Source organism: Affinirhizobium capsici, assembly GCF_977018625.1.
Map to the genome: position 1 here is coordinate 2,412,786 of NZ_CDRNXD010000004.1, position 12,041 is coordinate 2,424,826.

Annotated in this window: 12 protein-coding genes; 11 read left to right on the forward strand and 1 reads right to left on the reverse strand. The window is 56.4% G+C overall.

Annotated features, from left to right (window positions below; genetic code table 11):
• Positions 1-100: 100 nt before the first annotated feature.
• The 5 genes from dnaN (at position 101) to AC0JZ1_RS14955 (ending at position 4,180) form a co-directional block, all read left to right on the forward strand.
• Positions 101-1,219 (forward strand): DNA polymerase III subunit beta, encoded by a 1,119-nt coding sequence (gene dnaN / locus AC0JZ1_RS14935; RefSeq protein WP_471883120.1) that lies wholly within the window; start codon positions 101-103, stop codon positions 1,217-1,219.
• A gap of 116 nt (positions 1,220-1,335) precedes the next feature.
• Positions 1,336-1,929, forward strand: a complete 594-nt coding sequence (pmtA, locus tag AC0JZ1_RS14940; protein WP_471883470.1) for a phospholipid N-methyltransferase PmtA — start codon at positions 1,336-1,338, stop codon at positions 1,927-1,929.
• 101 nt (positions 1,930-2,030) lie between these two features.
• Entirely contained in the window at positions 2,031-2,729 is a 699-nt protein-coding gene (gene pyrF / locus AC0JZ1_RS14945) for an orotidine-5'-phosphate decarboxylase (RefSeq protein WP_471883121.1), read from the forward strand.
• A 47-nt stretch (positions 2,730-2,776) separates the two neighbouring features.
• Entirely contained in the window at positions 2,777-3,064 is a 288-nt protein-coding gene (locus AC0JZ1_RS14950; RefSeq protein WP_471883122.1) for a DUF1330 domain-containing protein, read from the forward strand.
• Between the two features lie 135 nt (positions 3,065-3,199).
• Complete coding sequence (locus tag AC0JZ1_RS14955; RefSeq protein WP_471883123.1) at positions 3,200-4,180, forward strand: complex I NDUFA9 subunit family protein; 981 nt, start codon at positions 3,200-3,202, stop codon at positions 4,178-4,180.
• A gap of 532 nt (positions 4,181-4,712) precedes the next feature.
• On the opposite strand, the gene AC0JZ1_RS14960 is transcribed toward AC0JZ1_RS14955, so the two are convergent.
• Positions 4,713-5,519 carry an undecaprenyl-diphosphate phosphatase gene (locus AC0JZ1_RS14960; RefSeq protein ID WP_471883124.1) on the reverse strand — a complete coding sequence of 269 codons (807 nt, stop codon included), beginning with the start codon at positions 5,517-5,519 and terminating at the stop codon, positions 4,713-4,715.
• 158 nt (positions 5,520-5,677) lie between these two features.
• On the opposite strand from AC0JZ1_RS14960, the gene AC0JZ1_RS14965 reads away from it, so the two are divergent.
• The 6 genes from AC0JZ1_RS14965 (at position 5,678) to AC0JZ1_RS14990 (ending at position 12,038) form a co-directional block, all read left to right on the forward strand.
• Positions 5,678-6,370 carry a glutathione S-transferase family protein gene (locus AC0JZ1_RS14965; RefSeq protein ID WP_471883125.1) on the forward strand — a complete coding sequence of 231 codons (693 nt, stop codon included), beginning with the start codon at positions 5,678-5,680 and terminating at the stop codon, positions 6,368-6,370.
• Positions 6,371-6,410: 40 nt separating this feature from the next.
• Positions 6,411-7,538: a tRNA epoxyqueuosine(34) reductase QueG gene (gene queG / locus AC0JZ1_RS14970; protein WP_471883471.1), complete on the forward strand. Its 1,128-nt coding sequence runs from the start codon at positions 6,411-6,413 to the stop codon at positions 7,536-7,538.
• Complete coding sequence (locus AC0JZ1_RS14975; RefSeq protein ID WP_471883126.1) at positions 7,539-8,411, forward strand: SDR family oxidoreductase; 873 nt, start codon at positions 7,539-7,541, stop codon at positions 8,409-8,411.
• A 394-nt stretch (positions 8,412-8,805) separates the two neighbouring features.
• The gene (locus tag AC0JZ1_RS14980; RefSeq protein ID WP_471883127.1) at positions 8,806-9,168 is read left to right on the forward strand and encodes a septal ring lytic transglycosylase RlpA family protein; all 363 of its coding nucleotides are present in this window, start codon (positions 8,806-8,808) and stop codon (positions 9,166-9,168) included.
• Positions 9,169-9,258: 90 nt separating this feature from the next.
• Entirely contained in the window at positions 9,259-10,539 is a 1,281-nt protein-coding gene (locus AC0JZ1_RS14985; protein ID WP_471883128.1) for an RsmB/NOP family class I SAM-dependent RNA methyltransferase, read from the forward strand.
• 224 nt (positions 10,540-10,763) lie between these two features.
• Positions 10,764-12,038, forward strand: coding sequence for an imelysin family protein (locus AC0JZ1_RS14990; protein ID WP_471883129.1), 1,275 nt, complete (start codon positions 10,764-10,766; stop codon positions 12,036-12,038).
• The last annotated feature ends 3 nt before the right edge of the window (positions 12,039-12,041 follow it).

Genomic DNA, 12,041 nt, shown 5'->3' on the forward strand with positions numbered 1-12,041 from the left:
TGCCATTTTGCGCCTCCACATCCGTCCGACCAAATTGACGGACAAGAATAACATGCGGCCCCTTTTCGGGAGCCGGTACGGTCGAAAGCGGTAGCGTCCAATGCGTATTACTCTTGAGCGGTCCAACCTCCTGAAATCGTTGAACCACGTTCACCGTGTCGTGGAGCGGCGCAACACCATTCCGATCCTCTCCAACGTCTTGCTGCGAGCTTCCGGCAACGATCTGGCGCTCAAAGCGACGGACCTTGATCTGGAAATCACCGAGGAACTGCCCGCCATGGTGGAGCAGGCTGGCGCCACCACGGTTCCGGCTCACCTTCTATACGAAATCGTCCGCAAACTGGCGGACGGTTCCGAGGTTCTCCTGGCGGTGAACCCGGATGGCGGCACGATGACAGTGCAGTCTGGCCGTTCGAAGTTCTCGCTGCAATGCCTGCCGGAGTCGGACTTCCCCGACCTTACCGCCGGAAGCTTCACCCATACCTTCAAGATCAAGGCCACCGATCTGAAAATGCTGATCGATCGCACACAGTTTGCGATCTCAACGGAAGAAACCCGTTACTACCTGAACGGCATATTCTTCCACACGATCGAAACCGAGGGCCTGCTCAAGCTGCGCGCCGTGGCAACCGACGGTCACCGCCTTGCCCGTGCAGATATCGAAGCGCCTTCCGGCTCGGAAGGCATGCCCGGCATCATCATTCCTCGCAAGACGGTGGGCGAACTACAAAAGCTGGTGGACGATCCGGAAGCGGTGGTTACCGTGGAAGTGTCGGACGCAAAAATCCGCCTGACCATTGGCGGCATCGTCATGACATCGAAGCTCATCGATGGCACCTTCCCCGATTACCAGCGCGTTATTCCGACCGGAAACGACAAGGAAATGCGCGTCGATTGCCAGAGCTTCACCAAGGCTGTCGATCGTGTTTCGACCATTTCCTCCGAGCGCGGGCGCGCCGTCAAACTGGCAATTTCCGAAGGCCAGTTGCTGCTGACGGTCAACAACCCGGATTCCGGCAGCGCCACGGAAGAGGTTGCTGTTGGCTATGAAAGCGACCCGATGGAAATCGGTTTCAACGCCAAATATCTCCTTGATATTACAGCGCAGCTTTCCGGTGAGGATGCGATCTTCCTGCTGGCTGACGCTGGGTCACCAACGCTCGTTCGAGACACCGCAGGCGATGACGCACTCTACGTGCTAATGCCTATGCGTGTGTAACATCCCTTAGGACCGCTCCGGCGGTCCTTCCTCTTTCTGCCGAATATTTGCGACATTTTTTCTTGATTTTGCGCCATGAGGGCGCGATGACTGAACATATTATGGAGGAGTTGCCGATGGAATTGCGTCTGAAAGAACGGCTTGGCCGGAAGTTCGATGAGGAAATTCGTTTCTTCAAAGGATGGATGGAAGGCCCGAAGCAAGTGGGCGCAATCCTGCCGACCTCAAGTGTCACTGCTCGGCGCATGGCCAGCGTTGTTAATCCGCAATCTGGCCTTCCCGTCTTGGAACTCGGTCCTGGAACCGGCATCATCACCAAGGCAATTCTTGAACGTGGCATCAAGCCGGAAGATCTCGTTTCAATCGAATATTCGACCGATTTCTATCAGCATCTGACCAAGACGTTCGATGGCGTTCATTTCATCAATGGCGACGCCTTCGAACTCGACGACATCCTGGGTGCCTTTAAAGACCGCAAATTCGATGCGGTGATTTCAGCTATCCCCATGCTGAGCTTTCCGATGGAAAAGCGCATCTGGCTGCTGGAAGACCTGCTGGATCGCATGCCGCATGGCCGCCCGGTGATGCAGATCACCTATGGTCCCGTCTCGCCCATCATCGCACGGCCCGATCGATATCGCATCCGGCATTACGATTTCGTGGTGCGCAATCTGCCGCCAGCACAGCTCTGGACTTATACTCGTCCGTAATCCGACACGCATCAAACCCTCTGGCGAACAAAAGCGGGCTTGCAGCATCGTGCCTTCCGTGCGAGTTGCAAGTCCATCAAATTCAGCCGAGGAGAGAGAGTATGAGCGCAGCCGCACGCGAACGCCTGATCGTGGGCCTGGATGTTCCGACCATCGCAGAGGCTGAGGCGCTGGTCGCCAAGCTTTCGGATACTGTCACCTTTTACAAGATCGGCTACCAGCTTGCCTTCATCGGCGGGCTGGAACTGGCGCGGGATCTGTTACGCGATGGCAAATCTGTTTTTCTCGACATGAAACTGCTCGACATCGACAACACCGTTGCCCATGGCGTGGAAAATGTGGCGAGGATGGGCGTCAACATGCTGACCTTGCACGCCTACCCCAAGGCGATGCGTGCTGCTGTAGCCGCTGCCAAGGGTTCCGATCTTTGCCTGCTTGGTGTGACCGTCCTGACCTCCATGGATGATGCAGACCTGAAGGAAGCGGGCTACGACACCGATCCACGTTCACTGGTTCTCAAGCGCGCAGAACAGGCCCGTGCGGCAGGCATGGGCGGGATTGTCTGCTCTGCGGAAGAATCGGCTGCCGTTCGCCAGATCATCGGCTCTGATATGGCGCTGGTCACCCCCGGCATTCGCCCTGCCGGGTCTGAAGCGGGTGACCAGAAACGTGTGGTGACCCCGGGGGATGCCATTCGCAACGGCTCCAGCCATCTGGTGGTTGGTCGCCCCATCGTCAAGGCAGCTGATCCTGTGGCTGCGGCAAAAGCGATTCTCGATGAAATGGCCCTTGCACTTTGAGCATTCTACCCATCTGATTGAGGGAAATGGAATTTTCGGAGGACGACATGCCTAAGGGTTACTGGATTGCACGCGTGGATGTTCGGGATACTGAGCGCTACAAGGACTACGTGGCAGCGGCAAAGCCCGCATTCGAGAAATACGGTGCGAATTTTCTTGCACGCGGCGGCGAGTTCGCACGCCTGGAGGGTACGGCTCGCACCCGCAACGTGGTGATCGAGTTTCCAAGCCTGAAACATGCGGTGGATTGCTATAACTCCCCGGAATATCAGGTGGCAGCCAAGATTCGCCAGGAAGTGGCGGATGCCGAGATGGTGGTAGTCGAGGGTGTTTGACCCTTCTTTCACCTCTACTCCTTAGAGAAAATGAAGCGGAGCGGACGATGAGTGCGCGCCAAGGCTTCACCTGCCCTCCGCTTTCGGCTAGAGACTAAGAAAAAGACGTTCCTCCTTGGCTTTCGGAGCATTCCCATGACCATGTCCAATCTTCCGCCGCTCGTCACCGTGTTCGGGGGCTCGGGCTTTGTCGGCAGGCATGTGGTTCGGACGCTGGCAAAGCGCGGCTATCGTGTTCGCGTTGCTGTACGCCGTCCTGATCTGGCCGGTTTTCTGCGTCCGGCAGGCTATGTCGGCCAAATCCAGCTCGTTCAGGCGAACCTGCGCTACCGCAAGTCGATCGATCAGGCGGTTGCTGGTTCAGATCACGTCGTGAACTGCGTTGGCATCCTGTTTGAAAGCGGCAAGAACTCATTCGATTCCGTGCAGGAATTCGGTGCCAAGGCCGTCGCTGAAGCAGCACGCGCTGCCGGCGCAAGCCTCACCCATATTTCCGCTCTTGGTGCAGATGCGAAGTCGGCATCGTCCTATGCCCACAGCAAGGGTCGCGCTGAAAACGCTATTTTGTCGATCATACCGGAGGCGGTCATACTTCGCCCCTCCATCATTTTCGGCACGGAAGACAATTTCTTCAACAAATTCGCAAATATGGCGCGCACCATGCCGTTCCTGCCGCTCATTGGCGGCGGCAAGACCAAGTTCCAGCCGATCTATGTGGAAGACGTGGCTGAAGCCGTGGCACAAGCGGTGGACGGCAAGGTGAAGAAGGGCCAGATCTATGAACTGGGCGGTCCGGAAGTTCTGACCTTCAAGCAATGTCTTGAGACTGTTCTGCGCGTGACCTATCGCAAGCGTCCGCTGGTATCACTGCCTTTCGGCATTGCATCGATGATCGGCAGCATCGCATCCATGGTTCCGCTCATTACGCCGCCGCTGACTGGCGATCAGGTAACGCTGCTGAAGAACGACAATGTGGTTTCCAAGGAAGCTGAACAGGAAGGACGCACGCTTTCAGCCTTCGGTGTACGTCCAACCCTCGTCGACACCATTCTTCCGAGCTATCTTGTGCAGTATCGCGTGCAGGGCCAGTTCACCAATTCGGGCAAGGCTGCCTGATTGACCACGTTAACTTATTGTTAATTCGACAGGCAGGATGCAAATCCTGCCTGTTTCAGTTTGCGCCTTGTGACCAAAAAGACGCAACGGATAATTGAGTGGCGTTAACCGGCAGTTCAGCAACATCTGCTATTGAATCTTCACCATACGGCCCGTAAACCGGCGCCAGTTAGGTTTGAAAATCGGCCGTGACCCATTCCCCATCCTCCGAAAGGCATTCCCCCATGGGCAAGTCCATCGCACTTTTTTTTGCGTGTGCGGCACTCGTAATTCTGGCAGGCTCCTTCCTCGCACCCGGCACTGTGGCGGCGAACAAGAGCTCGTGCGCCCCGGCCTATGGGGTTGATCCCTGCGCTACCGGTTCGATCCGTCATTAAGCTTCATTTGCGAGCGCCCACACGGGCGCTTTTCAACACTGTAATACGAAGACTGGTGCACTTGCTCCCAAGGAGTGCACCGTCATCGAATTCGTTCTGGAATGCTCTTTATAAAAATGGCCGGTCACGCGACCGGCCATTTCTATTTCAAAGTGTCAGGCTATCAGTCCTGCATAGGCCATGCCCAGAAGGGCGATGCCGAGAATGATACGGTAGATGGCAAATACCGTGAAACGGTTTGTCTGGATGTAGGACAAAAGCCATTTCACCGCGATGAAGGCGACCACCGTTGAGGTGACGAAGGCCACCCCCATGGATGTCCAGTCTTCGCCAGCCAGACCTCCATCCTTCACCGTTTTCAAAAGCTGATAGCCGCTGGCGGCATACATTGTGGGAATGCCGACGAGGAATGCAAACTCGGTAGCGGCGGCACGGTTTCCGGTGCCTGCCAACATGGCGATGAAGATAGTGGAGGCCGAGCGCGAGGTGCCGGGGAAGACGCCGGCGATTACCTGCGCGATACCAACCAGTACGGCGACAAGCCAAGTGATTTCCGTGCTTTGTGGGCGTTTTGCTGCCGCCCATTCCGCGACGATCATCCAGATACCGCCGATGACAAGCGCCCAGGCAATGGGGCTGGCATTTTCCGGCAGTTCGAAGCCCAACTTCTTGACGATGAGGCCGAGGACAGCCGTAATGAGAAAGGCGAGCATCAGCTTTGCGGCATATCTGAAGTTCTTCGGCTCTCGCCAGCCGAGTGCCAAATCCATCAGCCGCCGCCAATAAATGATGGTAACCGCCAGAATCGCGCCTGCCTGGATGACGATGTTGAAGGTATCGGAACGCTGGCCCAGCCATTGCTCTGCGATGATGAGGTGGCCGGTGCTGGAGATCGGAAGGAACTCGGTTATTCCTTCGATAACACCAAGAAGGAAGGCGCTTAGGAGGGAGTGGTCCGCCATTCTTGATCCTTTATTAACGGGGATGGGAACTATATTGAGGGGAAATCAGTAACTTCGAGCTAGCAAATCCGCGTGGCCGCCTTATGTCAGCCACATTCCGGCTTTGGTGATCGCGATCGACTCAGGCTTATAACAGCAATCTTTTTATTCGAGTATCAATGCCAACGCTCTATCATCATCCTATGTCCTCTGCCTCGCGATTCGTGCGGCTGATACTGGCCGAATATGGCTTTCAGACGGACTTCGTCGAAGAACAGACGTGGGAAAAGCGTCGTGAGTTTCTGGCGATCAATCCCGCTGGAACGCTGCCCGTCTATGTGGATGACAGTATGCGGGCGCTTTGCGGTCCCACTGTCCTCTTCGAATTTCTGGATGAAACCCATGGTGTGCTGAAGCGGGACAAGCGGCTGTTTGCCGAAGATCCGTTCCAGCGTGCGGAAATTCGCCGATTGACCGAGTGGTTCCTGCAGAAGATGGAACAGGATGTGACGCGTCCGTTGACCCGCGAGCGCGTCTACAAACTGCAAATGACGCCAGCCCAGGGCGGCGGCGCGCCGGACTCGAAAGTTTTGCGCACGGCCCGCGGCAATATTCGCCAGCACATGAAATACCTCTCCTGGCTTGCCGGCTCTCGCACATGGTTGGCAGGCGACCGCCTTTCCTATGCGGACCTTGCTGCTGCCGCATCCCTCTCCGTGCTCGATTATCTTGGCGAAATCGATTGGCAGGAGACACCGGTTGCCAAGGAGTGGTATCAGAGGCTGAAGTCGCGCCCATCGTTCCGGCCACTCCTGGCGGAACGCATTCGCGGCATTACGCCGGTATCTCATTATGCGGACCTCGATTTCTGACCAGAACCAGGCGCCACAGACGGATCGCCAACAACAGAGGATGGAAGAGCGCCGCCGCAAGCTGAGCGCTTTCATTCGTGAGGAAGCGAAAGCACAAGGTTTCGATCTCTGTCGCATAACCTTGCCCTCCTCCATCCCGCAGGCTCCAGAGCGGCTGGCAACCTTCGTGCAAGCCGGTCGGCACGGCACCATGAACTGGATGGAAGAAACGCTGGAACGTCGAGGCGATCCGCGCACGCTGTGGTCAGAGGTACGCTCCATCGTCATGTTCGGCTTGAATTACGGGCCGGAGGAAGACCCGCGTGCGCTTCAGGCACGAAGGGATCGCGCCGCCATCTCGGTCTATGCTCGCAACCGCGATTATCACGACATCATCAAAGGCAGGCTTAAGGAAATTGCCACGCGCTTCGCGGCCCGGGCCGGAGAAGATGTGAAAGTTTTCGTCGATACGGCTCCGGTCATGGAAAAGCCCTTGGGAGAAGCGGCAGGCCTGGGCTGGCAGGGCAAACACACCAATCTCGTCAGCCGCAGCTTCGGTTCCTGGCTGTTTCTTGGCAGCATGTTCACCACGGCGGAACTGGAGATAGACGCAAGCGAGCGGGATCACTGCGGCTCCTGCCGCGCCTGTCTGGACGCCTGCCCCACGGATGCCTTCCCTGCACCATACCAGATTGATGCCCGACGCTGCATCTCTTACCTCACCATTGAGCATAAAGGACGGATCGAGCCGGAACTTCGTCAGAAGATCGGCAACCGCATTTATGGCTGCGATGATTGTCTTGCCGCCTGTCCCTGGAACAAGTTCGCAGCGCAGGCGTCGGAGATGAAGCTGCAAGCGCGAGAGGATTTGAAGGAACCAAGTATCGCCTCGCTCCTCGCTCTCGATGATACTGGTTTTCGTTCATTGTTCAGCGGCTCACCGGTGAAGCGTATTGGACGCGATCGCTTCGTGCGCAATGTTCTGATTGCCGCAGGCAACAGCGATGATCCATCGCTCATCGAGCGCTGTCGAGAACTGTCGCAGGATAACTCGCCTGTCGTTCGCGCCATGGCGGTCTGGGCGCTTTCGCGTCTTCTGCCGATGGAAGAGTTCAAGGCACTTGCTGAAATCCGTCAACCGGACGATGACGGTGATGTAGAATATGAATGGATGATGGGAGTGCGTTAGATGCGGGTTATGATTTTCGGAGCGGGCTATTCCGGCCAAGCCATTGGCGCTGAATTTCTCTCTGCAGGTGCCAGTGTCGCTGGCACCACCCGAACCGAAGATAAAGCCTCGCAACTGCGCCAAAGTGCCATACGCCCTTTCGTCTTCGATGGCGCTGTGATCTCAGACGCACTGCGGACAGAACTTCAGGAAACGACCCATCTCGTCCAGTCTATCGCGCCCGGCTCTGGAGGTGACCCGGTGTCGATGCTGGCGCAAGACGGTCTTCGGCAACTGATGCCGAAACTTGAATGGTGTGCCTATCTGTCTACCGTTGGCGTCTATGGTGATCATGGCGGCGCATGGGTGAACGAGGAAACGGTTTGCAAACCGGTCTCCGCCCGGTCACGCGAAAGGGTGGCGGCAGAAGATGGCTGGATGAGTGCGGCCAAACGAGATGCGCTGCCACTGGCCATCCTGCGGCTGTCCGGTATTTACGGTCCTGGTCGCAATGGTTTCCTCAATCTCGCGGAGGGCAATGCTCGTCGCCTCGTGAAGCCAGGCCAGGTATTCAATCGCATTCGTGTGGAAGATATTGGCCGGGCCACGCGCTTCCTTGCGGACCGAATGGCGGAGGGCATCTTCAATGTGACCGATCATGAACCCGCTCCGCCACAGGATGTCGTGACTGAAGCGGCGCGTTTGATGGAGATCGAGCCGCCAGCTGAACAGACGTTTGAGACCGCCGAACTCTCGCCCATGGCGCGCTCTTTCTACGGCGAGAATAAACGGGTTTCGAACGAGAAAATCCGCAACCTTGGATTTAGTTTTCTCTATCCAGATTATCGCGTCTCTCTCCTCCAGCTATGGAAAGACGATCGCTGGCGCAAATAAATCTGGCTTGGGGTCCATAGCTGAGCCGCCGCCTCAACAGGCAGGAAATTCCTTCCCAATAGTCCATTGTGATTAGGAAATTTTAACTTTCGTGGCAAAGCGCCACAAAATTTGTCCAAATGGGGCAACTGAATCCCCTCAGCGATATAAATTTTTCTTCACGATTTTCCATCGAATCAACGCTTCTGCGATCATTAGAATGACATTTCTAAAACTCGCTGATTCTGCTTAATTTTTCCCTATCCATAGCGATCGATCATTAGCCGGCTACTAATCACAAATGTTACAGACTGTAACATTGCGTGAACGATGAGCCCACTTTTTCGCCTTTTTTGCCCCTGCCTTAGCCAACCCGCACGCATTCCAGCACTGGGTTCACAGGGGACAACAGGATTTGAAGAACGCTAAACGCTCAACTTTCGCCGCGGTTGCCATCGCATCACTTTCTCTTTTGGGTACCAATGCAGCACATGCTGCGCCAGGTTGTGGTCACGCCTCCTGGTATGCTCTCGGTTCCAAGACGGCATCAGGCGAACGTATGAACGCTGCGAACATGACTGCAGCTCACCGCTCCCTCAGCTTCGGCACGAAGGTGAAGGTTACCAATAAGCGCAATGGCAAGACCGTAGTTGTGCGCATCAATGATCGCGGACCTTTCATCAAGGGGCGGGTTCTCGATCTTTCCAAAGCCGCAGCAAAGAACATCGGCATGGTTGCCTCCGGCACCGCCAATGTCTGCTATGAGGTTATCGGCTGATCTTCTCAAGTTGAAGTTCACCCATGGCCTCCGGCTTGCCCTGAACGGCTTTCACGGCTACACGCGCCATGAAAGCAAGGAGATCGGGACATGCGATTGGGCGGACGGATGGCTGCTGCCATCGAAGTATTGGCGGATATCGAGGCACGCAAGCGCCCTGTCGCCGATGCACTGAAGGACTGGGGCCTTGCCCACCGCTTTGCCGGTTCCGGCGATCGCGCCGCCATCGGCAATATTGTGTATGACGCATTGCGCATGCGTTTGTCACATGCCTGGTTGATGGACGATGAGAGCGAGACGGCTCTGGTCTATGCCGTCCTCCTTCGACAATGGGGCTTTACACCGGAAACACTGCAAGCGGAATTGGCGGACGACAAGTTTGCCCCCGCCACACCGGATCTTACAGCACTGCAAAGCCGCCAGTTAGCTGAAGCGCCAGCCCATGTGCAGGGCGACATTCCGGAATGGCTCGTTGCAAGCTTTGAGGCCTGTTTCGGCGATGAATGGCTGAAAGAAGCGCAGGCCATGGCGGACCGTCCGACGCTGGATCTTCGCGCCAATACTCTGAAAGCTAACCGCGAAAAGGTTATCAAGGCGCTCGAACGCTCTGGTGCAGGCGCCACCCGTATTGCAAGACAGGGCATTCGCATTCCCGCCGGAGACGGTGCATCCCGCCTCCCAAATGTGACGGCAGAGCTTTCCTTCCAAAAGGGCTGGTTCGAAGTGCAGGATGAGGGTTCGCAGATCGTCGCGGATCTGGTTCTGCCCAAGGAAGGCCAGCAAATTCTAGATTATTGCGCAGGCGGCGGCGGAAAGACGCTGGCCCTTTCCGCTTCCATGAACAACAAGGGGCAGGTTCATGCCTATGACGCGGACCGCAAGCGGTTGGCCCCCATCATCGAGCGGCTACGTCGCGCCGGTACACGCAACGTACAGGTTCACGATAACAGCAAGGCTCTGGACAATCTGAAAGACAAGCTGGATATGGTTCTGGTCGATGCGCCCTGCACAGGCACCGGCACCTGGAGACGGCGACCCGATACGAAGTGGCGCATCACGCCGCGCAATATCGAGGAGCGACTTGATCAGCAGCAGGATGCCATGACATCCGCCTCAGCCTATGTGCGCCCCGGCGGCACGCTCGTATACGTCACATGTTCTGTTCTGCCGGAAGAGAACGACAGGCAGATAGAACGCTTTATTGAAAGTAACCCGCAATTCGAGGTTCACTCGGCGCTTACCGATTGGCAGACGCTGTTCGGCGAAAGCGCTCCCCAGCCGCATAGCGCGAATGGCCAGACTTTGACGCTAACCCCTGCCCGCACGGATACGGACGGCTTCTTCTTCTGCAAAATGAAGCGGAAGGCCTAGCAAGGTCTGAGAGCAGAGGTTGACACTCGTCAAGTTGCACGAAGCCTTTGCGCGCGAACTAATCTAGATCATTTGACACCAGTTTTATTTTGCGCGATGACTTCGCCCGACGCGGCATTGAGAGCCAAGATTTCCAGGGGTGGGAAGCTTGTCTTTCTTTTGCCGCCTTCGACCGGAAAAGCGTGATCGGACATTCGATACGCAATTGCTCTTAAGGAGGGGACATGCTCCGCCGTACCTTTATCAACTCCAGCATTTTTGTACTGGCCGCTTCCGTGGCATTTGCAGCCCTTCCCGCCAGCGCCGCAGAACCTTCCGAGGTCGTGAAGCATTACGCGACTGTTGGACACGCCAAGTTCGAAGATGCACTGAATACGGCAAAGACGTTGGACAAGGCGATCGATGCCTTGATTGCCAAGCCTTCAGAAGAGACTTTGAAGGCTGCACGCGCCGCATGGATCGCCGCGCGCGTGCCTTACCTGCAAACGGAAGTTTATCGCTTCGGCAACCCTCTCGTTGACGATTGGGAAGGCAAGGTCAACGCTTGGCCGCTGGATGAGGGCCTGATCGATTACGTCGACGCTGGTTACGGCACCGAAAGTGATTCCAACGCATTCTACACGGCCAACATCATCTCCAACCCGAAGCTTTCGGTAAACGGTGAAGAGATCAATGCATCCAAAATCACGCCGGAACTGATCCGCAGCCTGCATGAGGCCGGTGAGGTGGAAGCGAATGTTGCGACTGGCTATCATGCCATCGAATTTCTGCTCTGGGGTCAGGATCTGAACGGCACCGGGCCCGGTGCTGGCAACCGCCCCTATACCGATTATGACAAGGCCAATTGTACCCATGGCAATTGTGACCGTCGTGCCGATTATCTGAAATCCGCCTCCACCCTTCTCGTGCAGGATTTGCAGGAAATGGTCGTGGCCTGGGCGCCGGATGGCGAAGCATTCAAGACTGTCACTGCCGATCCAAAGGCTGGCCTCACTGCCATTCTAACCGGCATGGGTTCGCTCTCCTACGGCGAGTTGGCCGGCGAGCGCATGAAGCTTGGCCTGCTGCTGCACGATCCTGAAGAAGAGCAGGATTGCTTCTCCGACAATACGCACAACTCACATCTGAACGATGCGCTGGGTATTCAGCAAGCCTATAACGGCACCTATACCCGCGTTGACGGCACGACGCTTACCGGCCCCTCCTTGCATGATCTGGTGAAGGCGAAGAACGCCGCACTTGATACGGAACTGACTGGCAAGCTGGACAAGACAGTCGCTGCCATGCAGTCCATTGCCGACCGCGCTGCCAAGGTAGAGGCTTATGACCAGATGATTGGTGAGGGCAACAAGGAAGGCAATGCAACAGTTCAGGCCGGGATCGACGGCCTGATCGACCAGACCAAGTCAATCGAGCGGGTGATTGCGGCGCTGGACCTCGGTTCGATCAAGCTGGAAGGTTCAGACAGCCTCGACAATCCAAACGCTGTGTTCAAATAAGTC

What these genes read in the sequence shown, in the direction of transcription:
- dnaN (WP_471883120.1), top strand. Translation starts at nt 101, where the DNA reads ATGCGTATTACTCTTGAGCGGTCCAACCTCCTGAAATCGTTGAACCAC.
- pmtA (WP_471883470.1), top strand. Translation starts at nt 1,336, where the DNA reads ATGGAATTGCGTCTGAAAGAACGGCTTGGCCGGAAGTTCGATGAGGAA.
- pyrF (WP_471883121.1), top strand. Translation starts at nt 2,031, where the DNA reads ATGAGCGCAGCCGCACGCGAACGCCTGATCGTGGGCCTGGATGTTCCG.
- AC0JZ1_RS14950 (WP_471883122.1), top strand. Translation starts at nt 2,777, where the DNA reads ATGCCTAAGGGTTACTGGATTGCACGCGTGGATGTTCGGGATACTGAG.
- AC0JZ1_RS14955 (WP_471883123.1), top strand. Translation starts at nt 3,200, where the DNA reads ATGACCATGTCCAATCTTCCGCCGCTCGTCACCGTGTTCGGGGGCTCG.
- AC0JZ1_RS14960 (WP_471883124.1), bottom strand. Translation starts at nt 5,519, where the DNA reads ATGGCGGACCACTCCCTCCTAAGCGCCTTCCTTCTTGGTGTTATCGAA.
- AC0JZ1_RS14965 (WP_471883125.1), top strand. Translation starts at nt 5,678, where the DNA reads ATGCCAACGCTCTATCATCATCCTATGTCCTCTGCCTCGCGATTCGTG.
- queG (WP_471883471.1), top strand. Translation starts at nt 6,411, where the DNA reads ATGGAAGAGCGCCGCCGCAAGCTGAGCGCTTTCATTCGTGAGGAAGCG.
- AC0JZ1_RS14975 (WP_471883126.1), top strand. Translation starts at nt 7,539, where the DNA reads ATGCGGGTTATGATTTTCGGAGCGGGCTATTCCGGCCAAGCCATTGGC.
- AC0JZ1_RS14985 (WP_471883128.1), top strand. Translation starts at nt 9,259, where the DNA reads ATGCGATTGGGCGGACGGATGGCTGCTGCCATCGAAGTATTGGCGGAT.
- AC0JZ1_RS14990 (WP_471883129.1), top strand. Translation starts at nt 10,764, where the DNA reads ATGCTCCGCCGTACCTTTATCAACTCCAGCATTTTTGTACTGGCCGCT.